Annotated in this window: 20 protein-coding genes and 2 tRNA genes; 12 read left to right on the top strand and 10 right to left on the bottom strand. The window is 44.3% G+C overall.

Features of this window, described 5'->3' with window-relative positions; translation table 11 throughout:
* The first annotated feature begins 64 nt into the window (after nt 1-64).
* Nucleotides 65-2,593 (top strand): penicillin-binding protein PBP1a, encoded by a 2,529-nt coding sequence (gene ponA, locus ACS72_RS07770; RefSeq protein WP_048881759.1) that lies wholly within the window; start codon nt 65-67, stop codon nt 2,591-2,593.
* A 72-nt stretch (nt 2,594-2,665) separates the two neighbouring features.
* Here the strand turns inward: ponA and ACS72_RS07765 are convergent, their stop codons facing one another.
* The 9 genes from ACS72_RS07765 to ACS72_RS07725 form a co-directional block, all read right to left on the bottom strand.
* Nucleotides 2,666-3,469 carry a putative RNA methyltransferase gene (locus ACS72_RS07765; RefSeq protein WP_048881758.1) on the bottom strand — a complete coding sequence of 268 codons (804 nt, stop codon included), beginning with the start codon at nt 3,467-3,469 and terminating at the stop codon, nt 2,666-2,668.
* A gap of 58 nt (nt 3,470-3,527) precedes the next feature.
* Complete coding sequence (gene mraY, locus ACS72_RS07760) at nt 3,528-4,646, bottom strand: phospho-N-acetylmuramoyl-pentapeptide-transferase (RefSeq protein WP_048881757.1); 1,119 nt, start codon at nt 4,644-4,646, stop codon at nt 3,528-3,530.
* Nucleotides 4,647-6,050: a UDP-N-acetylmuramoyl-tripeptide--D-alanyl-D-alanine ligase gene (gene murF, locus ACS72_RS07755; RefSeq protein ID WP_048881756.1), complete on the bottom strand. Its 1,404-nt coding sequence runs from the start codon at nt 6,048-6,050 to the stop codon at nt 4,647-4,649. It lies immediately after the preceding gene.
* A 12-nt stretch (nt 6,051-6,062) separates the two neighbouring features.
* Entirely contained in the window at nt 6,063-7,559 is a 1,497-nt protein-coding gene (locus ACS72_RS07750) for a UDP-N-acetylmuramoyl-L-alanyl-D-glutamate--2,6-diaminopimelate ligase (RefSeq protein ID WP_048881755.1), read from the bottom strand.
* Between the two features lie 11 nt (nt 7,560-7,570).
* A complete protein-coding gene (gene ftsI / locus ACS72_RS07745) occupies nt 7,571-9,394 on the bottom strand; it encodes a penicillin-binding protein PBP3 (protein WP_004896283.1) in 1,824 nt (607 codons plus the stop codon).
* Between the two features lie 15 nt (nt 9,395-9,409).
* A complete protein-coding gene (locus ACS72_RS07740; RefSeq protein WP_004810026.1) occupies nt 9,410-9,742 on the bottom strand; it encodes a cell division protein FtsL in 333 nt (110 codons plus the stop codon).
* Nucleotides 9,743-9,752: 10 nt separating this feature from the next.
* Nucleotides 9,753-10,664, bottom strand: coding sequence for a 16S rRNA (cytosine(1402)-N(4))-methyltransferase RsmH (gene rsmH, locus ACS72_RS07735; protein ID WP_004896284.1), 912 nt, complete (start codon nt 10,662-10,664; stop codon nt 9,753-9,755).
* A gap of 191 nt (nt 10,665-10,855) precedes the next feature.
* Complete coding sequence (locus ACS72_RS07730; protein ID WP_005223477.1) at nt 10,856-11,875, bottom strand: sulfate ABC transporter substrate-binding protein; 1,020 nt, start codon at nt 11,873-11,875, stop codon at nt 10,856-10,858.
* Between the two features lie 255 nt (nt 11,876-12,130).
* Nucleotides 12,131-13,132 carry a sulfate ABC transporter substrate-binding protein gene (locus tag ACS72_RS07725; RefSeq protein ID WP_048881754.1) on the bottom strand — a complete coding sequence of 334 codons (1,002 nt, stop codon included), beginning with the start codon at nt 13,130-13,132 and terminating at the stop codon, nt 12,131-12,133.
* Nucleotides 13,133-13,520: 388 nt separating this feature from the next.
* Between ACS72_RS07725 and ACS72_RS07720 the strand changes: the two genes are divergently transcribed.
* From ACS72_RS07720 to ACS72_RS07695, 6 genes are all read left to right on the top strand, one after another.
* Complete coding sequence (locus ACS72_RS07720; protein ID WP_004810034.1) at nt 13,521-13,850, top strand: hypothetical protein; 330 nt, start codon at nt 13,521-13,523, stop codon at nt 13,848-13,850.
* Nucleotides 13,851-13,985: 135 nt separating this feature from the next.
* Nucleotides 13,986-15,494 (top strand): glutamate--tRNA ligase, encoded by a 1,509-nt coding sequence (gene gltX, locus ACS72_RS07715; RefSeq protein ID WP_048881753.1) that lies wholly within the window; start codon nt 13,986-13,988, stop codon nt 15,492-15,494.
* A gap of 57 nt (nt 15,495-15,551) precedes the next feature.
* Nucleotides 15,552-15,627 (top strand) — tRNA-Ala (locus tag ACS72_RS07710).
* A 34-nt stretch (nt 15,628-15,661) separates the two neighbouring features.
* A tRNA-Glu gene (locus ACS72_RS07705) sits at nt 15,662-15,737 on the top strand.
* 165 nt (nt 15,738-15,902) lie between these two features.
* Nucleotides 15,903-16,244, top strand: a complete 342-nt coding sequence (locus tag ACS72_RS07700; RefSeq protein WP_004810038.1) for a hypothetical protein — start codon at nt 15,903-15,905, stop codon at nt 16,242-16,244.
* A 175-nt stretch (nt 16,245-16,419) separates the two neighbouring features.
* Nucleotides 16,420-16,806 carry an SEL1-like repeat protein gene (locus ACS72_RS07695; RefSeq protein ID WP_004810040.1) on the top strand — a complete coding sequence of 129 codons (387 nt, stop codon included), beginning with the start codon at nt 16,420-16,422 and terminating at the stop codon, nt 16,804-16,806.
* Between the two features lie 58 nt (nt 16,807-16,864).
* On the opposite strand, the gene ettA is transcribed toward ACS72_RS07695, so the two are convergent.
* On the bottom strand, nt 16,865-18,526 hold the full coding sequence (gene ettA / locus ACS72_RS07690) for an energy-dependent translational throttle protein EttA (RefSeq protein ID WP_004810042.1): 1,662 nt from the start codon (nt 18,524-18,526) through the stop codon (nt 16,865-16,867).
* Nucleotides 18,527-18,843: 317 nt separating this feature from the next.
* Here ettA and ACS72_RS07685 point away from each other — a divergent pair, with 317 nt between their 5' ends.
* The 5 genes from ACS72_RS07685 to ACS72_RS07665 all read left to right on the top strand — a co-directional run bounded on the left by ACS72_RS07685 (nt 18,844) and on the right by ACS72_RS07665 (nt 25,241).
* Nucleotides 18,844-20,121 carry an O-acetylhomoserine aminocarboxypropyltransferase/cysteine synthase family protein gene (locus ACS72_RS07685; protein ID WP_004810044.1) on the top strand — a complete coding sequence of 426 codons (1,278 nt, stop codon included), beginning with the start codon at nt 18,844-18,846 and terminating at the stop codon, nt 20,119-20,121.
* Nucleotides 20,122-20,415: 294 nt separating this feature from the next.
* Nucleotides 20,416-21,303 carry an SDR family NAD(P)-dependent oxidoreductase gene (locus tag ACS72_RS07680; RefSeq protein ID WP_004810045.1) on the top strand — a complete coding sequence of 296 codons (888 nt, stop codon included), beginning with the start codon at nt 20,416-20,418 and terminating at the stop codon, nt 21,301-21,303.
* 217 nt (nt 21,304-21,520) lie between these two features.
* Nucleotides 21,521-22,303, top strand: a complete 783-nt coding sequence (hisIE, locus tag ACS72_RS07675; protein WP_048881752.1) for a bifunctional phosphoribosyl-AMP cyclohydrolase/phosphoribosyl-ATP diphosphatase HisIE — start codon at nt 21,521-21,523, stop codon at nt 22,301-22,303.
* Nucleotides 22,304-22,318: 15 nt separating this feature from the next.
* Nucleotides 22,319-23,821 (top strand): UvrD-helicase domain-containing protein, encoded by a 1,503-nt coding sequence (locus ACS72_RS07670; protein WP_048881751.1) that lies wholly within the window; start codon nt 22,319-22,321, stop codon nt 23,819-23,821.
* A 37-nt stretch (nt 23,822-23,858) separates the two neighbouring features.
* Nucleotides 23,859-25,241 (top strand): AAA family ATPase, encoded by a 1,383-nt coding sequence (locus ACS72_RS07665; protein WP_048881750.1) that lies wholly within the window; start codon nt 23,859-23,861, stop codon nt 25,239-25,241.
* Nucleotides 25,242-25,313 lie beyond the last annotated feature (72 nt).

The following is a 25,313-nucleotide window of genomic DNA, read 5'->3' as shown; positions in this document are numbered from 1 at the left end:
TATCTAAAGGATATACTGACCGCTCACTTAGTTTGCCATTAGCTCTTATTAAAACTTACTTGTTATGAAAAAGCTATCCAGTTCAGGCCTTGTTCATCCATTTTTTTTGATCATTATCATAATTATGATCTCAATTCCGATGGGCTTTTATGGCATGTACCTTTATATTGCTCCATCTTTGCCTGAAATGTCTATCCTTAAAAAGGCACCTTTACTTAAGCCTTTACAAGTATTTAGTTCCGATCAAGAGTTGATTGCAGAATATGGCGGCAAACTTTCTGTGCCTGTAGAATATGATCAGATTCCACCAGAATTTATTCATGCTTTCCTCGCTGCAGAAGATTCCAGCTTTTTCGAACATAGTGGCATCAGTTTTAAAGGCTTGGGCCGGGCATTAAGTGAAAGCGTCACAGGTTCCGATGTACAGACCGGTGGTTCGACCATCACTATGCAGGTGGCAAAAAACTATTATCTCAGTCCAGAACGAACACTGAAGCGCAAATTGACTGAAATTTTCCTGGCACGTAAAATTGAGCAAAACCTGACTAAAGAAGAAATTTTAACCCTCTATGTGAATAAGATTTTCTTGGGTAAAAATGCTTATGGCATCGCAGCAGCGGCTAAAATCTATTACAACAAAAGCCTGGAAGAACTTTCTCTTGCCCAGATGGCGATGATTGCCGGTTTGCCGAAAGCCCCTTCCAAGTACAATCCGGTCGCCAATCCCAAACGTGCTCTTGAACGTCGCAACTGGATTCTGGGGCGTATGCTGCAGCTTGGTTATCTGAATCAGACACAGTATCAGCAAGCGATTGCGGAACCAATCAATCTGGATATGCCGGATCGTAGCACTCGCAATAAGTTTCCCTATGTTGGAGAGATGGTTCGTTCTGAACTGATCCAGAATTTTGGTGCACAGGCCATCGATTCTGGCTATAAAGTCTATACCACGATTAATAGTCAACGTCAGGCGTATGCTGAGCAATCGGTACAAGAAGGCCTTGAAGCCTATGACCGGCGTCATGGCTGGCGCGGTGCTGAAGCAAATGATCAACCCTTAAAAAAATTCCAGCCTTTTGCCAATACTTACCCTGCTCAAGTCACTAAAATCAACCCAAATAGTTTCGAAGCCTTAATGCAGGATGGAACAACCGTCACCGTTCCCTGGTCAGGAATGTCATGGGCGCGCCGTTACCGAAACGCCAATAGTGTTGGCGCTGCACCCAAGCGTGCGGCGGATATTGTTAAGCTGAAAGATATTGTCCGTTTACGTCCTAATGCACAAAAAACTTCCTGGGCACTGGTACAGATTCCTAAAGTTCAAGGTCAGCTGATTGCCATCAATCCAAATAATGGTGCCATTGAAGCAGTGGTGGGTGGCTATAATTTTTATCAATCGACTTTTAACCGTGCCATTCAAGGCTGGCGTCAGCCGGGTTCGACCATCAAGCCTTTTGTTTATGCACTGGCATTGGAACGCGGCATGAGTCCGCATACCCTGGTGAATGATGCGCCGATTACGATTGGTAAATGGACTCCTAGAAACTCAGATGGTCGTTATCTGGGCATGATTCCTTTACGTCGTGCCTTATACCTTTCACGTAATACCGTTTCTGTGCGCTTGCTACAAACGGTGGGGATTGAGCGCACCCGACAATTATTGATGGATTTTGGTCTGGAAGACAAACAGATTCCACGCAACTACACCATTGCCCTTGGTACGCCGCAAGTACTGCCTATTCAGATGGCAACCGGTTATGCCACCTTCGCCAATGGCGGTTACCGTATCCAGCCGCATTTCATCAGCCGTATTGAAGATGCTTATGGTAAGACGATTTTTGAAGCAAAACCTGAATATGCCTGCATTTCCTGTATTAATCAGGAAGAACAAACGATTGCATCTGCTGACGTGGTGACGCCAGATGATGAAGTGATCGAAATGAATAACCGCTCACTGGAAACCAAAGCAGTAGCACCGAAAGTTTCGGCTGAACATAGCAATTACCGTCAGGCACAGCGTATTCTTAAATCCAGCTCTGCCTACGAAATGGCTAATATTTTACGTGATGTAATCCAGCACGGTACTGGCCGTGCAGCTTTACGCATTGGGCGTAGTGACCTGGGGGGAAAGACAGGTACTACTAACGATGCCAAGGATGCCTGGTTTGCTGGCTTTAATGGTAAGCTGGTAACAGTAGCCTGGGTCGGCTTTGACCAGCCAACAACTTTAGGTCGCCGTGAGTATGGCGGTGTAGCTGCCCTGCCAATCTGGACCGACTTTATGGCCAATGCGCTAAAAGGTACACCAGAATCCTGGGTGCGTCTGGATCGTAAAGCCAAAGCCCCAGTTAATCGTACTAAAGTCATCAATCAGGATTTAGAAGAAGTACAAGAAGACCACTCTTCTCCACCAATGGCCACTCCACTGTATCGTCCAGCCCCAGTCGTTATACCTAGACGTGAGCAAAATGATTTTGAAGATCTACCGGGTGAAGAATTGACTGTACCTGGTGAAACACCAGCAACGCAGGAACAACCATTGCAGCCAAAGAAAACAGATTCTCTTGATAGTCTGATTGAACAGGTTCAGTAACTTTCCCGATTAAGCAGTCAAATAAAAAGCCCTCAAATGAGGGCTTTATATTATTTAGAATAATGATCGGTATTATTTCTTTTGAAAAAGATAAATCTGGTATTGTGCCATTAATTCAAATTGTTCTTGCTGTTCAAGTGCCAGACGGCGTTCCGGTTTAGCCTTATAAGCATATGGCGTCATCGCAATCAGGTTTTTCAAGTCTGCTTGTGGCAAATTCATAGGCGCTTCAACAATCTGTTCACTCACCAAATCAAATGCATCTTGCAACTGCTCGACAAACTTTTGTGGTTCATGCGGTTTAACTTCCTCAAATAAGGCTTCGCGCATGGCATACAAATGCTGTGGTGCAGGAGTCACAACCATTAAATAAGATTTCGGCTTGAGTACACGCAGAATTTCCTGTTTCGGAATCGGGCTAAACAGGCTGGTACATAGATCTATTGATTCATCTAATACAGGCAAAGTTGCGCCTGTACCTACTACCCAAGTAATCTCTTTATTCAGCTTCGCTGCTACCTGAATCGCATTTTTGGCAATATCCACGCCTACACACTGCAGTACTTCCTGTTGCATGGCATCAGTGTAATACCCTTCCCCACAGCCAATATCCAGCAGATTTTCAATACGCAGTTCACGAATCTTTTGTACCACTGCTTGTTGCAACGGAGCATAGTGACCTGCACTTAAAAATGCGCGGCGCGCCTGTACTGATTCAGGTGTATCACCGGGATTTTTACTGTGTTTATGCTGAACCACATGCAGGTTCACATAGCCTTGTTTGGCGACATCATAGCTATGCTGATTGTCACAGCGCCACGTGCGTTCGTTTAATTTGAGCTGCTCACGACAAACAGGACACATCAGTAGGTTCATTTTATAGTTTCTCCAAAACAAAAAAGCCGGCATGCGCCGACTTTTTCAAATGCATTTCTTAGCGTAATTTTAAAGTCATTAGACCCAAAACTACCAGCATAATCGTGATAATCCAGAAACGGATCACCACCTGGGTTTCACGCCAGCCTTTCTTTTCATAATGATGATGCAATGGTGCCATCAGGAATACGCGTTTATTGCGCATTCTTAAAGAACCGATTTGCAGGAATACCGAAATCGCTTCCACCAGAAACACACCGGCCATAATCGCAAATACAATTTCCTGACGTACCATCACCGCAATCGTACCCAGCATCGCACCGAGTGATAAAGCACCGACATCACCCATAAATACCTGCGCAGGATGGGCGTTGTACCAAAGGAATGCCAGACCGGCACCAATCATCGCGGCACAGATCACCACCAGCTCAGATGAATATTTTACATATGGAATATGCAGATAGTTCGCAAAACGTACATCACCCGCAAGATAAGCAAAAACACCTAGACCAGCAGCCACCAGTACGATCGGCATAATCGCCAGACCATCCAGACCATCCGTCAGGTTAACGGCATTCGATGCGCCATTAATCACGAAATAAGTAAAGATAATAAAACCAATACCGAGTGGAATCATTGAGAGTGGAATCGTGTGATCCTTAAAGAATGGAATCAGCACATCCAGCATGTTGGCTGTCACGACCGGATTCGGTTGTTGCTGTGCAATCACATAAAGCGCAATACCGGCACCAATTGAACCTACAGAGGTCCAGAAAAACTTCTTGCGTGCAGGCAAACCGGCATTATCCTTATAACGGATCTTGATCCAGTCATCTGCCCAGCCGACGGCACCAAAAATCACCATCACTGCAAGTACAATCCACACGTATGGATTCGATAAATCTGCCCAGAGTAAGGTCGAAATACCAATTGATAGCAGAATCAGCACACCACCCATGGTGGGTGTACCCATTTTTTTGGCATGGTTTTCCGGTGCAAATGAACTTACCGCCTGACCATATTTCAATGCCTGTAACTTGCGAATCATCACAGGGCCCAGCACCAAACCAATGGTCAATGCCGTCAAGACACTGAGCAAAGCACGTAATGTTAAATAACGAACCACCTGAAACGTGCTGTCATAGCCCGCCAGTTGTTCAAATAGCCATAACAGCATTTAGAGTTTCTCCATCAATGCAGCCATCAATGTTTCCATATGGGTAAAACGCGACCCCTTAAACAGGAATGACATCGGCTGAGGTTGATGTGTTTCAATCAAACGAATTAAAAACGGTAATGCCTGCTCCTGATTCAGGAAAGCCTGCATTTTTTTACCATATTGTGTACTACGCGCGCCTTCTTGTGCGGCAGGTGCAAATTCACCGACTGCCACCACAAAGTTCAGGCCTTTTACCGAAACCAGATCGCGACCCAGCTTATAATGCTCAATCGCGGCTGATGCACCTAACTCGCCAATATCACCCATTACCATGACACGGATACCTTCCTGCTGTGCTAAAACGTCAGCGGCAGCACGCATCGAGTTTGGGTTGGCATTATAGGTATCATCAATAAACAAAAATTCTTTGTGCTTGATGAAGTTAAGACGACCTTTGGCACCTACTGCCTCTTCCAGGCCAGCCACAATATCATCTAAGCTGATACCAAGGGCTAAAGATAAGGCTGCAGCAGCAGTTGCATTCTGCACATTATGCTCACCAGCAAATGGCAGGTTTACTGTTTTATTACCTTGAGGTGTATTCAAGATAAAGCTTGCAGACTGCGGATGTAATTCCACTTCAGTTGCGTAGACCTCTCCACCCTGACCAAAACTTAAGGTCTTTTCGGTTTTTACAGCAGCTCGAATCTGCTCGGCATAATCATCCGCTGCAGGGATAATAGAGGTTTCAGAAATATGCGAATAAATTTCTGACTTGGCACGGCAAATCCCATCACGACCACCGAACTCACCCAGATGTGCAGTCCCGATGTTAATAATACCGGCCACGTGCGGCTGTACCAGACCAGCAGTATAGTCAATTTCACCCTGATGGCTGGCCCCCAGTTCCATCACTGCATATTGATGCTCTGGGCGCAGCTCCAGCAACATGACAGGCACACCGAGATCATTATTCAGGTTACCGCGCGTCACCAAAGTTGGTGCCAGACGAGACAAGATACTACCCAGCATTTCCTTGGTAGTGGTTTTACCGCTACTGCCAGTCAGGGCAATGACTTTGAGTTGTGGATTTTGCTGACGACGGAAAGCCCCTAGACGCCCCAGCGCCTGACGGGTATCGTCCACAACCAATTGGCAGATTTCAGCATCAACCGGATGATCGACAATGGCAATCTGGCAACCGTTTGCCGCCACTTGTGCTACGAAATCGTGTGCATCAAAGCGTTCACCTTTCAAAGCCAGAAAAGCATCACCAGCTTCAGCATCACGAGAATCCATCAGGATACGTTTAATTTCGCCTTCAGGCTGCTTGTCATTCAGCCAGTAACCCTGAGTCGCCTGTTGTAATTGTGCTGCAGTCCAAGGTACCAAAGGCACAGTACTGGTAGTTGAAGTATGCATAAATTCGTCCTATTACTGCGCTGGATATGCTGAATCAGAGTTGCAGTGCTGCGCATCAATGGCCGCCTGTACTTCGACAACATCATCAAACCAATGGCGAACGCCATCGATTTCCTGATAATTTTCATGCCCTTTGCCTGCAATCACGACAATATCACCCGCTTGCGCATGTTTCACTACAAACTTGATCGCTTCACGGCGGTCATGAATTTCCTGATAAGTTTTACCAGCGAAATCGATACCTTGCTTCATATCCGCAAAAATCTGCTCTGGATCTTCAGTACGCGGATTGTCAGAGGTTAAAATCGCAATATCCGAACCATTGAGAGCCGCTTGTGTCATCAATGGACGTTTACCACGATCACGGTCACCACCACAGCCAAATACCGCCCAGAGCTTGTTATTGACATGGCGTTTTAAAGTCACCAACACCTGCGTCAAAGCATCTGGCGTATGTGCATAATCCACTACAAACAAGCGCTCACCATCACGCAGTACCTGCATACGACCCGGTGCGCCTTTAAGCTGGGGCACAGTTGTAATCAAACTTTCCAAGTCAAATCCGGCCTGTTCCGCCATGATCAGACTCGCCACCAGGTTTTCAATATTGAAATGACCCAATAGCGGGCTGTGTACGGTGAATGTACCCTGCGCAGTGATCAGTTTAAATTCTGCACCAGAAATCCGGTATTGAATATCCTGTACCTGATAGTCAGCAGCTTGCGACAATGAATAAGTCAAAATTTTCGGCTGTGCTGGATTGGCCTGAGCCGCCTCAATCATCACCTGAGCATGTGCGTCATCCAGATTAATGATCGCAACTTTCAGAGATTCAAATTTGAATAAACATGACTTGGCCTCAGCATAAGCTTCCAGCGTACCGTGATAATCCAGATGGTCACGGCTCAAGTTGCTATAAGCTGCAATTTCAATATCACAGCCGTTCAGACGACCTTGTTCAAGACCATGCGAACTGGCTTCAATCGAAGCAAATTCTGCACCCGCTTGCGCATAACCATGTAAAGCATTTTGCAGGTGCAGCGCATCCAGTGTGGTATGCGAAGAGGCTTCCAGATTTGGCAAAATTCCATTACCCGTGGTGCCCATCACCGCGCAAGGTTTACCTTGCAGCATCAGGAGTTCTGCGACCAAACGGGAAATGGTGGTTTTTCCATTGGTTCCAGTCACGGCCAGAATACGTGCAGCCTGTACTGGCTGGGTCGCTTGCAGATAACGTTTCTGCCACTCCCCCATTAGATGCCGTACATTTGTCACAACTAATGCAGGAGAGATTCCGAGATCCTGTTCAGAAATGACTGCCAGTGCTCCTAGAGATAGCGCTTTTTTCGCATATTCCACAGTTTTCTCAGGTTGAGACAGACTGGTCAGGGCAATAAAAATTTGCCCTAATTTTACTTTTCGGCTGTCCAGCTCAAAGCCCTGAAAGGATTGTCGCATCCATTCAGCACTATCTTGAACGGCGTAGAGATCTTGAAATGTTATCGACATTGATCACCTGTTTACTGGACTTGGGGAGATTCTAAAGGTTTGTCCAATGGGACATTCAGCAAGCGTAAAGACTCTTGCATTACACGCGCAAAGACCGGCGCAGATACCGTACCACCATAGTAGGTGCCTTGCGGGTTTTCTACCACCACCACCATAGCGATCCGTGGGTCACTGACTGGTGCCACGCCGGCAAATAAAGCACGGTATTCATTGGTCGAATAACCTTTACGGTCAGCACGCAATTTATGCGCAGTCCCTGTTTTACCTGCAACCCGATAACCTGGCACTGTCGCACGAGTAGCGGTACCCCCTGGCAAGGTTGCAGTTTCCATCATCAGCAGAACCTGGTCTGCAATTTTCGGATCAATCATCTGCTCGCCTTTCGGCTGCTCTTCTAATTTATACAGGCTTAGTGGGACTTTTACGCCCTTGTTAGCCAGCATGGCATAGGCATCAGCCAGTTGTAGCACCGTCGCATTCAGACCATAACCATAAGACATAGTCGCCACTTCAGACACGTTCCATTTACTAGGTGGCAGAATCAGACCGGCACTTTCACCCGGGAATTTCACGGCAGAACGCTGACCAAAACCAAGGCGTTTATAGAAAGTCGGCAAGGTTTCATAAGGCAGTGATAACGCCAGTTTGGCGACACCAACGTTAGAGGATTTCTGGATAATACCACCCAAGGTTAATTGCCCATAATTGTGGGTATCCCGGATTGTGTGATTCCCGACCCGCATACTCCCCGGGGTCGTATTCACCACTGAATTGGCTGTATATTTACCACTTTCCAGCGCCATCGCTACAGTCAGCGGCTTCATGGTTGAACCCGGCTCGAAAGAGTCGACCGCACCGCGGTTACGCATCGCATCTTTGTTCAATAATCCGTTTTTATCATTCGGGTTATAAGCTGGCCATGAAGTCATCGCCAGAATTTCACCAGTCTTCACATCCACCGCGATTGCGGTTGCAGAACGGGCATTATTTGCAACACCTGCTGCAGTCAGTTCACGATACATAATGTACTGCAAGCGTGAATCGATGCTAAGCGTGATGTTTTCTCCTGCTTCAACTTCTTTAATAATTTCAGGGTCTTTAACGCGGTTGCCCTTCTTATCACGTACTATCTGCTGCTCGCCGTCTACACCTGACAGACGGGTATTCAACTGCATTTCCAGGCCTTCAATGCCCACGCTCTCACTATTGGTCAAGCCAATAATCTGTGAGTTCGGTTGTGGCTGCGGATAGTAACGCTTATAGTTTTTCTCGGTGTATACACCCTGGAAATTACGCTTCATAATCAGCTCAGCCTGTTGAGGCGGAACTTCTTTTTTCAGGATCAGATACCGGGAACGCGGACGCGCTTCCATTTTCTTGCGCAGGTCGGCACGATCCATACCCACAGCATCAGCCAGTTCATCCAGGTTCAGGTTTTTATCCGGTAACTGACGTTTCAGCTTGCGATTATTCGGATCCTTTTCCAAAGCCTGAATCGTTTCATCATAGAGTTTTTTATTATCAAAATAATCACGTGGATCAATCACCACCCGCATAATTGGAGTACTTATCGCCAGTGGCACGCCATTACGGTCATAAATCACACCACGCATGGCTTTAATTTTGTCGGTTCTTAAAATCTTGGCATTGGCCTTGTTCTGCAGGAATTCTTTATTAATCACCTGTACATAGAAAGCGCGCCCGATTAAAGCCAGAAAGCACAGCAGTACCACGGCCCACATAATATAAAAACGGCTAATATCAACGCTTAAAGCATTTTTTGTCGTCACGGACTGTTTTTTACGTGCCACTTGCTTGGTTTTCTTGTCTACCATGTCTGAGCGCTAGCCTTATTTTTTTACATCTGAAGTTTGTGGCAATGAAATCACCACGGTCTGTGAAACAGGAGGAGAATACATTCTGAGCTGGGTCACGGCACGTGTTCCAATCTGGGCGGTTGCACCAAAGGTCTGCTGCTCGATCAGCAAACGTCCCCACTCTGCATTGAGATCATCACGCTCACGCAGATAGCTGCTCAGTTTTCTATAATCCTGACGATATTCAAAGACTTGAAATACCACAAATACCGCACTGATGAAAACCATCATCAACAGAATGCCGTAAGTAATGGCTTTCTTCATCCCTGACTGATTCAACTTCCTTTCGACCACTTCAGTTTTCATTATTTGCCTATTAAGCTAAACGTTCTGCAACTCGGAGCCATGCACTACGTGAACGAGGATTGGCTTTCACTTCCTCATCACTTGCCTTGATACGGGATACTTTTTTCAGTCGACGTGTATCCTTGCGTTGTTGCGGCATCCCCCAGCCCGAGTCTTCCTCTAAGGTAGATTCTTTTTGAATAAATTGTTTAATTAAACGGTCTTCCAATGAATGGAAGCTAATAACCGCCAAACGACCATGAGGTTTAAGTACTTCAACGGCTTGTGGCAGGAAAACTTCAATATCTTCTAATTCTTTATTAATAGCAATACGAATCGCCTGGAAAGTTCGAGTTGCCGCATGTTTATTTTTTTCCCATTTCGGGTGTGCCACTTTGACAATTTCTGCCAGCTTGGCTGTCGTATCAATATATCCGGCAGCCTTGATCGCTTTGGCAATCCGGCGGCTATATCGCTCTTCGCCATACTGGAAAATGATATTGGCCAAAGCTTCTTCTTCAATATTCACCAGCCACTCAGCTGCGGTCGGGCCTTGTGAATTGTCCATACGCATATCCAGCGGACCATCTTTCATAAAGCTAAAGCCACGTTCAGCCTGATCCAGCTGTGGAGATGACACGCCTAAATCCGCCATCACGCCATCCACGCTTTCTATACCATGCTCAGCAAGTGCTTCTTTAAGGTCAGCAAAGCTGGCATGAATAATTTTAAACCGGGGATCTTCCTGTTCCAGGATCGCAGCTGTTTCAAGTGCCTGGGGGTCTTTATCAAAGGCATAAACACGGGCATTTTCATCTAATTTAGATAATAAAAGACGCGTATGGCCACCACGGCCGAAAGTTCCATCCACATAAATTCCCGTATTTCGATCAGCCACCAGGGCATCAACGGTTTCGTGAAGCAATACAGAAATATGGGACATAAAAACTCAATCAATAGGGCGAAAAATTTAACTGCACATTATCACTCTGTTTAGCTAAAGCTCCAAACGACTTTTTGTAGATAAATATTATTTTCCATAGAGAAAACCGTTTTTATTTTTACTCAAACGATAAAAAAAGCTTCCTTGGAGGAAGCTTCTTTATTTATAAAATTAAATTTTAAATCAACAGATTAACGTTTTGAGTTATAAATCTGATCAAAGAGCGCCCCATTCACGAAATGAGTTTTCTGTGCATTGGCCCAGCCACCGAATACTTCATCAATGGTAAAAGTTTTAATTTTCGGGAACTGCTTCGAGTATTTCGCTAGAACTTCCTGATTACGTGGGCGGTAATAATGTTTCGCTGCCATTTCCTGACCGAGTGGAGAATATAAATAATTGATATAGCCTGTTGCCAACCATTTATTGCCATTTTTCTCAACAGTACGATCCACAATTGCCACAGAAGGTTCAGTCAGAATCGTCAGAGATGGGTAGATAATGTCAAACTTGTCTTTACCCAATGTCTTTTGCGTTACTAAAGCTTCATTTTCCCAGGTCAGCAATACATCACCAATATTACGCTCTGCAAAGGTAGTCATCGATGCACGTGCAGCTGAGTCCATGACTTTTACGTTTTTATAAAGCTTGCCCACAAACTCTTGAGCTTTGGCCTTGCTGCCACCCGGTTGTTTTTCTGCATAACCCCAAGCTGACAAATACACCCAACGTGGCAGACCACCAGTTTTCGGGTTTGGTGTAATAATTTCCACGCCCGGTTTAGTCAGATCTTTCCAGTCTTTAATTCCTTTAGGGTTACCCTTACGCACCATAAATACAATAGTCGAGGTATATGGTGCAGAGTTATATGGGAATTCCTTTTGCCAACCCGCTTTGATCTGACCGGATTTTACAATTTCTTCGATGTCATTGGCTAAAGCCAGCGTCACAACATCGCCTTTCAGACCATCAACAACCGAACGTGCCTGTTTACCAGAACCACCATGCGACTGTTTAAAGTTCACATTAATACCAGTACGGCTTTTCCAGTAAGCACCAAAAGATTTATTGAATTCGTCATAGAACTCGCGGGTTGCATCATAGGAAACATTTAAAAAATCACGGTCAGCTGCTTGCGTAGCCGTTGCGGTAAAGGTCAAACCTGTTGCCAATAAGGCAGCGCTAAATATTGATTTTAACTGAGTTTTCATGAGAGCACAGGGAGGATTATCTTGTATTCATATAACTATATGAAATAAAGTTATTTTTCGCAATTCAGCAAACAAAGTGTATACAGGGTAATATTCTGTTATTTTTTGTTTTAATATCATGTTTTATATAATAAAAATTTTAACAATATAGAGCTATGCAGGTTTTATAGCATTTTATTCTTTAAATATGAAAAAAACGGATAAGCAATTTATCCGTTTTGCCGTCTTATCAAGTATTTAGAAAAACATGGCAAATTAGCGGTTTTCAGCAGAAATCTGGTCATAGATTGCACCATTTACGAAATGAGTTCTCTGTGCCTTAGCCCAACCACCAAACACTTTATTAATTGTAAAGGTTTGAATTTTTGGAAATTGTTTTGCATACTTTGCAGCCGCTTTTTGGTCACGCGGACGGAAATAATATTTCGCTGCCAGTTCCTGTCCCTTCGGTGAATACAAGTAGTTCAAATAACCTTTAGCCAGATTCGCACTACCATTTTTCGCGACACTTTTGTCGACAATCGCCACCGATGGTTCAGCCAAGATCGAGATAGACGGATAAACAATTTCGTATTTGTCTTTACCTAAACCTTGAGTCGCCAGCAAGGCTTCATTTTCCCAAGACAACAACACGTCACCGATGCCACGCTCAGCAAAAGTGGTTAAAGATCCACGCGCACCTGAATCTAGCACTTTGACATTGCTATATAATTTTTTCACCAGTTCTTTGGCCTGAACATCATTACCACCCGGCTGTTTCAGCGCATACCCCCAGGCAGACAGATAAATCCAGCGTGGTGCGCCACCGGTTTTCGGATTTGGGGTAATAATTTCGACCCCTGGCTTGGTTAGGTCATTCCAGTCTCTAATCTGTTTTGGATTACCCTTACGCACCAAGAAGACAATAGTCGAAGTATAAGGTGCTGAGTTATTCGGAAACTCTTTTTGCCAGCCTTTATTAATCAGACCAGCATTGACAATTTCTTCAATGTCATTGGCCAGTGCCAGTGTTACGACATCTGCTTGTAAACCATCCACTACGGAACGGGCCTGTTTACCTGAACCCCCATGTGACTGCTTAAAGTTAACCGTTTGTCCGGTTTTTTGTTTCCAGAATTTGCCGAATTCTTCATTATATTCCTGATAGAACTCACGGGTTGGATCGTAGGAAACATTCAGGAAATCTTTGGCTATTGCCAGCTGTGCACTTACCCCCGAAAACACTGCGAAAAATGCAGATACAATTATTTTTTTCATTACAATAGCTCTTTTGTTTATCTAAAAAACACTATATAAACTTGAAATATATTTAACAATCATATGCTTATAATAATAATTTTAAAGATTTTCTTATTTTTAGATATCTTATAAATGACAATTCTCTGCATTTTTTATACTTATTGCCTATCAATTGATTACTTTAGGATATGATCTTCATAGTCTCTTCATAGTCCTGTGCTAAAAATAGCGCCGTTATGAGGTGATCTCTGATTTTTCTCAATTTTCCATTGTCATATTTATTTTTTTTGTAAATTTTGTGACTTGGTTCTACTTTTTAGGGGTTAAATGTGATTGAATTGTATTCAACACAACAAAAACCCTAAGACTATAAATCCAGCACCACAACAAGAGAGGGAGTTTGGACATGAAATTTGCAACGTTCAAGACCGGCATCCTGAGCCTATCCATTTTATTTACCGCACAATTCAGCAACGCTGTTGTTGCGCACCCTGAGCTAGTTAATAATCCGGCTGCACTAACAGCTGCTGCCTCTAAACCAGCAGTAACAGTGACTAAGTCATCTCCTATTGTAAAGGCAATTCAGCAGCAAAAAACTGAAAAATCTCTGCATCCTGAAGAAAACCTGAAAGTTTTGACTGCAATTAAAGTACGTCCATCACAAAACTTTTTTGCCGATCAAAACCAGAGTTTTACTCGTTTTCTGCAAAATTTTTTCTTTAGCAGCAATTCCTAATGATCAGCTGACAGCTCGCAACATTTAAAACTGCTTCTGATCTAAAGCCATATCATTCAATGTTGAATTAAGCATTAAGTGATGTGGCTTTTTCGTTATAATAGCCAGAAATTTATATTTAGATTCCATCCGACTATGACTGTTCGTACTCGTATTGCCCCTTCTCCTACAGGTTTTCCTCATGTAGGAACTGCCTATATTGCCTTGTTTAACCTGTGCTTTGCCAAGCAGCACGGTGGTGAATTTATTCTTCGTATTGAAGATACTGATCAGCTGCGCTCTACCCCTGAATCAGAGAAAATGATTCTGGATTCTTTGCGCTGGTTAGGCCTGAACTGGTCTGAAGGTCCGGATATTAGTGGTCCACATGCGCCATACCGTCAGTCAGAACGTATGAGCATCTATAAAAAATATGCTGAAGAGCTGGTAGATAAAGGTCATGCCTTCTACTGTTTTGCGACTGCGCAAGAGTTAGATGAAATGCGTGCTGAACAGCAGGCACGTGGTGAATCACCACGTTACGATGGCCGTGGTTTGAAACTCTCTAAAGAAGAAGTCGCACGTCGTCTGGCAGCTGGCGAACCGCATGTGATTCGTATGAAAGTGCCAACTGAAGGTGTATGTACCTTCAATGATATGTTGCGTGGTGAAGTAGAAATTCCATGGGCGCAAGTCGACATGCAAATTCTGTTAAAAACAGACGGGCTGCCAACCTATCATTTGGCAAACGTGGTCGATGATCATCTGATGCAAATCACCCATGTGATTCGCGGTGAAGAATGGATTCCTTCTGCACCTAAACATCAGTTGCTTTACAAATACTTTGGTTGGGATATGCCAGTGCTGTGCCATATGCCACTACTGCGTAACCCGGACAAATCAAAACTGTCTAAACGTAAAAACCCGACGTCTATTAACTACTATAAAGACATCGGTGTATTGCCAGAAGCCCTGTTGAATTACTTGGGTCGTATGGGCTGGTCAATGCCAGATGAGCGTGAAAAATTTACGCTGGCTGAGATGATTGAACACTTTGACATTAATCGTGTTTCTCTTGGCGGCCCGATCTTTGATGTTGAAAAATTAAATTGGCTGAATGGTCAGTGGATTAAGGCACTTTCTCCAGCTGAGCTTCTGGATACCTTGCTGACCTGGAAAGCTGATCGTGCCAAATTAGAAGAAATTGCTGCTGCGATTCAACCACGTATCAACCTGTTGTCAGAAGCGGTGAACTGGTCAGCGCATTATTTCAACCATTTCCCTACGCTGTCTAAAGAACAGTTTGAAAGCAAAAAACTGACTGAAGAACAGGTACGTCAAAGTTTGCAGTTTGCAATTTGGCGTCTGGAAAGCCTGTTTACTTGGAATAATGATACGGTCAGCCAAACCTTGATGGATCTTGCGAACCAGATGGGCATCAAGCTACGTGATTTTATGCCAGCTTTCTTTATTGCCATTGCCGGTTCAACTGCATCTACGCCCGTGATGCAAACCATGGTGACGATTGGACCTGACCTGACCTTTGCCCGTCTGCGTCATGCCCTGGAAATTGTCGGTGGTCCAAGCAAAAAAGAGCTGAAAGTCTGGGAAAAACTCAATGAAAGCTTAAAATTGCCGAAAAATGATGCAGTTGATGAAGCTTAATTAAATTTTTAGTTGACGTGTGAACGTTATATCCATAATATAGCGCTCACACAGACTGGGGTCATAGCTCAGTTGGTAGAGCGCTACAATGGCATTGTAGAGGTCAGGAGTTCGATCCTCCTTGACTCCACCAAAAGTCTTGCTTTATTTGTGTATTTGCCTCATTTGTCCCTATCGTCTAGAGGCCTAGGACATCGCCCTTTCACGGCGGTAACCGGGGTTCGAATCCCCGTAGGGACGCCATATTCAAGATCACCCTAATACATTAGGGTGATCTTAATAAAAAACCCAAGCATTGCGACTTGGGTTTTTTATTGTCTGAAATTTATTATGATAACTTTGAGCCACTTTTGGCTTTCTGTATGATTAAGATTAAAATAGACAAAATTGAAAAATTCTGGAGTTGCAATGCAATACCGTTGTCCAAAATGTCAAAGTCCTAAAATTATGCCGCTTGCACAACCAGGTCAGCCAGCAGCACGTCCAGTCGTGCCGAAAAGCTTGGTACTTCTTGTACCTGCCCTATTTGTCTTACTTCTGCTGGTGATCATCAGTATTGGTATGTGGATTTTTGGTGACGGCGCAGGCACTACCCTACAGACTGCGACAGTGATTGTATTCGTGATCTGTCTGATTGCAGGCTTTATGTTCTATAAAGACTTGCCTGACTTTAAAATTTCTATGCAGGCATTCATGCAAAGCCAGAAAAAATGGAAATGCCGTGAATGTAATCATGAATGGGAAATCTGATTTTTCTCTTTCGTATTTAAGGCTGCTTCGGCAGTCTTTTTTATGCCTTTCATTAGATTAGTTTTATCGGATTATCTAAAAATTTAAAAACATCATCAGACAAACTGGTGTAATTTATTCTTATAAAAAAGGATTCCAATTTATTGCAGGGATGCAACATAAAGGAAGAATAAAAATGCTTAAAAAAATTATAAATTTTCTATTTTCTTGTAATGATCCACCTATTCCATTCATTGAGGAGCAGCCCAGTGAAGCAGATACTTATTATTTGCAGGCTTTGCAATATGAGTCACTGTGCATGACCCTGCAACAACTACAGGCTATACCAGAGATTAGCCAACGCCTAACCCCAAAACACATCTATCAACGCAATGCTGTCTGGAACTACCTGAGTGCAGGGTTAAGAGGACATATGGAAGCACAATATCGACTTGGCGTGTATTATTTGCATGGGAAACTAGGTCTAGATCAAAATGATGAACAGGCCAGATTATGGTTAGATAAAGCCAGACAGCAAAATCATAGTAAGGCTGCACAACTTTTATCAGAAATAGAAAGCTGAATAACTTAAGAATAGAGGATAAAAAACCAGCCCTAGGGCTGGTTTTTTTGCGCTTTAGTTAAGCACCAATTTTGCGGTATTTCTGACGTTTCGCAACCAGGTCATCACCATCGCGTTTACGACGGTATTCTTCGAATTCTGCATAGTTACCGGTAAAGAATTCAGGTGTTTCACCTTCGAATGACAAGATGTGCGTTGCAATACGGTCAAGGAACCAACGGTCATGCGAGATCACCATCACTGTACCCGGGAAGACAAGAATCGCGTCTTCCAGTGCACGTAAAGTTTCGATGTCCAAGTCGTTCGACGGTTCATCGAGTAAGATTACGTTAGCGCCCATTTGCAGGATTTTTGCAAGCTGTAAACGGTTACGCTCACCACCGGACAACTGACCGACACGTTTTTGCTGATCTTGGCCTTTAAAGTTAAAACGGCCGATGTACGCACGTGATGCAATTTCGTATTCACCAATACGCAAGATATCTAAACCGCCAGAAACTTCTTCCCAAACAGTTTTGTTGTTATCTAAGGTATCACGAATCTGACCTACATAAGCAACTTTAACTGAATCACCTAAAGTTACTGTACCCGTATCAGGTTGTAATTCGCCTGTCATCATACGGAAGAGTGTAGTTTTACCCGCACCGTTTTCACCGACGATACCCACAATCGCAGCAGGCGGTACAACAAACGATAAATCTTTATAGAGCGTACGATCACCAAACGATTTGCTGATACCTTCAACTTCTACAACCTTGTTACCTAGACGTGGACCAGGTGGAATGTAGATTTCAGACGTTTCGTTACGTTGCTGGAATTCGCGCGAGTTAAGCTCTTCAAAGCGTTCCATACGTGCTTTGTTTTTCTTTTGCTGGCCTTTGGCATTAGAACGAACCCATTCAAGTTCTTTCTTAAGCGCTTTAGCAAAAGATTCTTCTTGCTTCTGTTCCTGCTCTAAACGGGCATTTTTCTGCTCTAACCAAGAAGAGTAGTTGCCTTGGTATGGAATGCCCATGCCACGGTCAAGTTCAAGAATCCACTCTGCTACGTTATCCAGGAAGTAACGGTCATGCGTGATCGCAACGATGGTACCTGGGAAATCTTTCAAGAAACGCTCTAACCAGGATACAGATGATGCATCCAAGTGGTTCGTCGGTTCGTCTAGAAGTAACATGTCTGGCTTAGACAGAAGCAGACGGCAAAGTGCAACACGACGGCGCTCACCACCAGACAATTTAGTTACATCAGCATCCCAAGCTGGCAGGTTTAATGCAGCTGCCGCCTGTTCAAGTTGGTTGTTCAGGTTATGCGCATCCCAAGTTTGAATAATCGCTTCTAGCTTTTCTTGCTCTTTTGCAAGTGCATCGAAATCTGCATCTTCTGCTGCATATTCAGCGAAAACTTCATCCAAACGTGCCAAAGCATCAAGTGCTTCACGTACGCCATCTTCAACATTACCACGAACGTCTTTGGTTTCATCCAAAGGTGGTTCTTGCTCCAGATAACCGATTTTGATACCCGGTTGCGCACGAGCTTCACCAGAGAAATCTTTATCTACGCCCGCCATAATACGAAGCAAAGTAGATTTACCCGCACCGTTCAGACCAAGCACACCAATTTTTGCGCCTGGGAAAAATGATAAGGAGATATCTTTGAGGATTTCGCGCTTCGGCGGAACCATCTTGGATACTCGGTTCATCGTATAAATATATTGGGCCACGTAGGACTCCTCAATTGAAAAACCAGATGGGGAAAAAATGAATTTCCCCTGCTCAATCATGAGCGAAAAAATAATCGGCTATTATACGCAGAATGTCTCCAAAACATAAGCCATTCCGGTGAAGTTAATGCCTTGTTACAAGTTTAATCCTGTTTATTTTTCAAACAGAATTTTTAGTACCTGAACTTGCATTATTTTGTTGATGTTATATCGTTAATTAAGATATTCATCTGAATAAATATGCACTTTTCTTCATATTTCAAGTGCTAATATTTGAGCAACTTTATTAAAGCAAAACACAAAGAAGACTAACGATCATGACTTATAAAGCAGAAACTTTAGCAATTCACGCAGGTTATAGCCCGGAACCCACCACCAAAGCTGTCGCGGTGCCAATTTATCAAACCACCTCTTATGCCTTTGACAATACCCAGCATGGTGCAGACCTGTTTGATCTGAAGGTCCAGGGCAATATTTATACCCGTATCATGAATCCGACCACAGCAGTGTTGGAACAGCGTATTGCTGCGCTAGAAGGTGGTATTGGCGCACTGGCATTAGCATCCGGCATGGCTGCGATTACCTATGCGATTCAGACCATTGCTGAAGCCGGAGACAATATTGCTTCAGTGTCTACTTTATATGGTGGCACCTATAACCTGTTTGCACATACCCTGCCAAAGCAAGGCATTGAAGTCCGCTTCTTTGACTACCAAAACCCGGAAGCACTGCGTGGTCTGATTGACGACAAAACCAAACTGGTTTTTGTGGAATCAATTGGTAACCCACTCGGCAATATTATCGACTTAGAAGCGATTTCAAAGATTGCGCATGAATACGGCGTACCCGTGATTGTCGACAACACTGTAGCAACTCCCGTCTTGCAAAAGTCTTTTGATTTCGGTGCCGATATCGTGGTGCACTCACTGACCAAATATATTGGCGGGCATGGCAATTCGATTGGCGGCATTATTGTCGATAGCGGCAAGTTTCCATGGGGCAAACATGCAGCACGCTTCTCTACCCTGAATACACCTGACCCAAGCTACCACGGTGTCAACTATGTCGAAGCTTTGGGTGAAGCAGCCTATATTGCCCGTGCCCGTGTGGTACCACTTCGCAATACTGGTGCAGCAATCAGCCCGCAAAATGTATTTTTAATTTTGCAAGGTTTAGAAACTTTAAGCCTGCGTATGGAACGTCATACTGAAAATGCACTTAAAGTTGCGGAATATTTGCAGCAGCATCCAAAAGTAAAATGGGTCAATTACGCTGGTCTGAAAGATCATCCTCAGCATGCTTTGGCGCAGAAATATGTGAAAGGGAAACCGTCTGCCATTCTGACTTTTGGTGTTGAAGGTGGTCGTGAAGGCGGTGCTCGTTTTATTGATGCCCTGCAGCTGTTCACCCGTCTGGTCAATATTGGGGATGCCAAGAGTCTGGCCTGTCATCCGGCCACTACGACTCATCGCCAGCTTAATCCAGAAGAACTTAAATCGGCTGGCGTGAGTGAAGATATGGTTCGTCTTTCTATCGGGATTGAACACATTGATGACCTGATTGCTGATCTGGAACAGTCACTCGCAGCCGTTTAAGCCTTCTTTTAAAGCAAAAAACTCCATCATTTCTGATGGAGTTTTTTTATCTGGCTTTACTTTTCATGAGCTTTATCTTATGGTTAGATCACAATAAAAATCAATTGAAACATAGTTTAAAAATAGAGCAATTACTCTAAAATTTCTCTTATTTTCAACAACTTAATCTCTGGATTTTCCTGCATAATTCGTTATCATATACAGACTTCATTGTGTACGAACTTCCGTGCATACCTACGTACAAACCAAATAAGAAAAAACGTAAACCTACAGCATATTTCAGGAATAACAAACGTGAAATCCAGACTACAGAAACATCTACTGAAACGAGTTCAAGGCAAAACCATCCTCATTACAGGTGCATCCAGCGGCATTGGCCTGACAGCAGCACACCGTCTGGCAGATGCAGGTGCACATGTCCTGCTAGTAGCACGTACCAAAGAGACTCTGGACCAGGTAAAAGAAGAAATTGAAGCAAAAGGCGGCATGGCAACAGTTTTTCCGTGTGACCTGAATAATCTGGACGCCATTGATGAAGTATCCAAACAGATTCTGGCTTCTGTTGATCACATTGATATTCTGATTAACAATGCCGGTCGTTCGATCCGTCGTGCGGTACATGAATCTGTAGACCGCTTCCACGATTTTGAACGTACCATGCAGCTGAACTATTTCGGTGCTGTGCGTCTGGTGATGAACATCCTGCCACATATGATGATTCGTCGTCAGGGTCACATCATCAATATCAGTTCGATTGGGGTATTGGCAAATGCGACCCGCTTCTCTGCTTATGTGGCATCGAAAGCAGCCTTGGATGCATTTAGCCGCTGTCTGTCTGCAGAAGTCAATTCACATAAGATCGCGATTACTTCCATCTATATGCCATTGGTACGTACGCCAATGATTGCACCAACCAAAATCTATAAATATGTTCCAACGCTTTCTCCTGAAGAAGCGTCTGATCTGATAGCACATGCAATTGTGAAACGACCGAAAAAAGTTGCTACCGGTTTGGGCCGTCTAGCTTCAATTACTTATGCAATTGCACCAGACATTAACAATAAACTGATGTCGATCGGCTACAACCTGTTCCCAAGTTCATCTGCCTCTGTAGGTCAGCCACAGAAGTTGAACTGGGTACAGAAAGCATATGCACGTATCTTCCCGGGTGAGCACTGGTAAGTCCAGGCGAGAATGCACTTTGAACCAAGCCGCCTGCTGGCGGCTTTGTTATTTTGATCGGTCATCAATCAAGATACCCTGAGTTATCACGACAGATCCTGTCATTTCAGATACAGATTTTTGCCGCAAATGATCTCAGATCACGTACACTATCGGACGGATATTTGATCCGCATGTATTAAACATTTAGATATTGATTCAACAAATGGACACCCTTATGAATAACCTGCAATGGCTCGATGAAGTAAAATTTAACGAACAAGGACTTGTACCTGCCATTGCACAGCATCATCAAACCGGTCGTGTATTGATGGTGGCGTGGATGAACCGTGAAGCACTGGTACTGACAGCTGAAAAAAATCAGGCCGTGTATTTCTCTCGTTCCCGCAGCAAGTTATGGCATAAGGGCGAAGAATCTGGTCATTTCCAGACAGTGCATGAAATCCGCCTGGACTGTGATGCTGACGTGATTGTGCTGCAAATCGAACAGCATGGTGGAATTGCCTGTCATACTGGTCGTGAATCTTGTTTCTATCGCAAACTGACGCCGAATGGCTGGGAAATTGTCGATGCTCAAATCAAAGATCCTGCAGCGATCTATGGTGAAAAATCCACTAACCCGCATACCATGGCGATGAATGCTTCTAATGCCCAATCAGAACAGGTTGAGGTCTTGTCTTATCTGGGTCAGATGATGACTGAACGTAAGCAGGCTGATCCCGATTCATCTTATGTTGCCAAGCTCTATCACAAAGGCTTAAACAAAATTCTGGAAAAAGTCGGTGAAGAAAGCTTTGAAACCGTAATTGCTGCCAAAGACTTTAAAGCTGAAGCAACCGAAGACAATAAAAATGACCTGATCTATGAAGTGGCAGATCTGTGGTTCCATACCATCGTGATGCTGGGCTATTTCGACCTTGATCCACAACTGGTTTTAAATGAACTGGCACGTCGTCAGGGCTTATCCGGTCTGGTTGAAAAAGCCAACCGCTCACACTAAATTTTGAATTTACCTGTGTCTGAGCCAATTAAACCGACCGCAACCTATGAGCAGGCCACTGCGATTGATAACGCACGTCTGGGCAAATCTTTTAAAGTGATTGCCTATGCCGGCACAGGTAAAACCACAACTTTACAAATGATCAGCGATGCCATGCCGCAGCGGCGTGGCATGTATCTGGCATTTAACAAATCCATTGCTGCGGAAGCACAGAATAAGTTTCATCGTGGTGTGGACTGCCGGACTTTCCATTCACTAGCCTATCGCAGTGTTCCACGTGGAGTCACGGATAAACTGCGCCTGCCCCGTCTCAGTCCAAGCTTCATTGCCAAGGAATATCGCCTTGAGCCGATGACCCTGCGCCGCATGATGGGTGGCCGTTATGAAAAATATGTCATGATGCCTTCGCGTCTGGCCAGTCTGGTTGCGAATGCGGTCGGTTATTTCTGTTCAACCAGTTCTCAATACCCTGCTCCACGGCATATTCAGGCACCAAGCTGGTTACATCCGGACGATGTCGAAGCCCTGCAAAAGAAACTCTATCCTGCGGTTGAGCGTCGCTGGCTGGAATCGATTGATCCGAATCATCAGGCCGGAATCGGACATGATATTTATCTGAAACTTTGGGCATTGTCAGAACCGAATATTCCAGCGGATTATGTACTGTTTGATGAAGCTCAGGATGCTGACCCCCTGATGTTGGGTATTTTGCTAAAACAGCGCAGCACCCAGGTGATCTATGTCGGGGATGCGCATCAGCAGATTTATGCCTGGCGTGGTGCAGTCAATGCCATGCAGCAACTGCCATTACCAGAATCCCGCCTGACCACCTCATTCCGTTTTGGTCCTGAAATTGCCCTGAATGCCAATGCAATTTTGGGAGCCTTGAATGAAACCGTGCCCTTACTCGGTAATCCGCATCTGAATTCTAAAGTAGTGAATAAACCACATACTAAAATGCGTGATGCGATTTTATGCCGTACCAATGCCCGAGCAATGGAACTTCTGCTTGCTGGACTTGTGCGTGGTGAAAAGGTCAGTTTGCAGGCCGACCATGTCAAGCTGAACCGTTTTGTCGAAGCGGCTGCCATGTTAAAACAGGGCAAACGCGTGGTGGATGTACCTGAACTGGCCTGGTTTAACTCCTGGCATGATGTACATGAATATTGCGAGACCAATGAAGGCAGTGACATTAGACCTTTGGTGAAACTGGTCGATGAGCATGGGACTGATCCGCTAAAAACTGCGCTGGCCAAGATCACGCCAATCGGACAGGCCGACTACATCATCTCCACTGCCCACAAAGCCAAAGGGTTGGAATGGGACCGGGTCCATATTGAAGATGACTACCAGTTTAAATTAAATGAAAAAGATCACAAGATTAGTGATGAAGAGTTAAGACTGCTTTACGTGGCCTGTACACGTGCTAAAGTAAGCTTAAATATTCACCACATTTATGACCTGATTCAGCAGCTAAAAATTAAAATGCCTCTATCATTACGGCAGGCAGCAGGCTAGTACAGCATGGATGTAGGCATCACGATACAGGTGGTCTATGCAAGTCGAATCCATACAACTCAAACATACCCTGCACTTTTCTGATATCCAGCTTGATTTTAAATATCATAAACTGCCCGTTACCTTAATTCTCGGTGATCAGGGTTCTGGTAAAACGGCGCTGCTGCGTAGCACCTATCAGGCACTGACCTGGTTCGCTGCGCGCTATCGTGACCTGCGTACTGCCGGCATGGTGATGCTGGATCAGGACATCATGCAACATCGTCTGCAATCCAAGGTCAATATTCAGGTCCGTTTTCCTGAAGAAATTGGCTCTTTTGCAGAAAGTAGCGATCAACAGCAATCTTCTACCCAGCAGTGCAGCTGGCAGCTTTATAAAACTTTAAATAGTCAGGGTGTGGGACTGAGTAAGGTAGATACATCGCAACTCGAAGCGATGGTCACGTTGTATCAGAAAGCCCTCGCCAAAGATCCAATGCTGGGCTTACCGCTGATTGCCTATTATCCGGCTGAGCGTTTTGTCAATGAAATCAATCTGCTCAGTAAAAACAATCCGGCGATTTTACAAACGGTGTATGCCTATGAAATTGCAGCTATTCCCTTCACGACTTTTACCCGTTTTTTTGAATGGTTCCGGGAAATCAGCGACATTGAAAATGCGCAAAGTGCGCAGATTCTAGAGCAGATCCTGAGCCGCGCTTCGCAGCAGGATAAAAAACACAATATGGATGAACTGGTCAAGCATATTGAACATGCCCAGATTCAGGTGAATACTCCGAGTTTAAATAGCTTGCGTGAAGCTTTGTCGATCGTTCTGCCTGAAGTCAGCAATCTCTATTTGCAGTACCAACCTAAAATGCAGCTGATGGTGAGCTACCAAGGACAAACCCAGACTTTACAGCAATTACCGAATAGCATCCGCAACTGGATTGCCTTTGTTGGAGATATTGTGCGTCGCCTGTGTCTGCTCAATCCAAAAAGCCTGTTTCCATGCAAGGAAGGCAGTGGCATTCTACTGATTGATACGATTGATCATCAGCTGGATCAGGACATGGCAGCAGTCATTCTGTCTCGTCTGCATCAAGCCTTTCCTGAACTGCAAATCATTGTGACAGGTAACCGTCCTGAGTTACTGGAACAGGCAGCGGATTTTCAATGTCTGTGTCTTGAAGATAAACAACTCTATCCAGTTCAAGTTGATACAGTCCCAGCGCAATTTGATCAACTCTATGCCAATTTAGGCCTGGGTCAAGAAACCTTGAATACTGAAGAAATCACACTGATTGACCCCGAACTTGAACAAGTAACGCCACTTTCAATCTTGCAACTGATTCAGCAAACATTGAATGAAGAGCATCAACAGGAGTTGCTACGTTTACTGAATCAGAATGACCGGAAAATTCCTCAAATTCCGTTTTAAGCGAATAAGCTGGCTCTTGAATTAACTTGATTTAGTTTTTCTGAATGCCTCCTCATTGAGTCGGGTCTTCAA

The organism is Acinetobacter sp. VT 511 (assembly GCF_001077515.1).
In the GTDB taxonomy this organism is placed as follows: Bacteria; Pseudomonadota; Gammaproteobacteria; order Pseudomonadales; family Moraxellaceae; genus Acinetobacter; species Acinetobacter schindleri.
The sequence above is the reverse complement of the archived record's forward strand: the minus strand, read 5'-3'. Positions and strand labels throughout refer to the sequence as shown.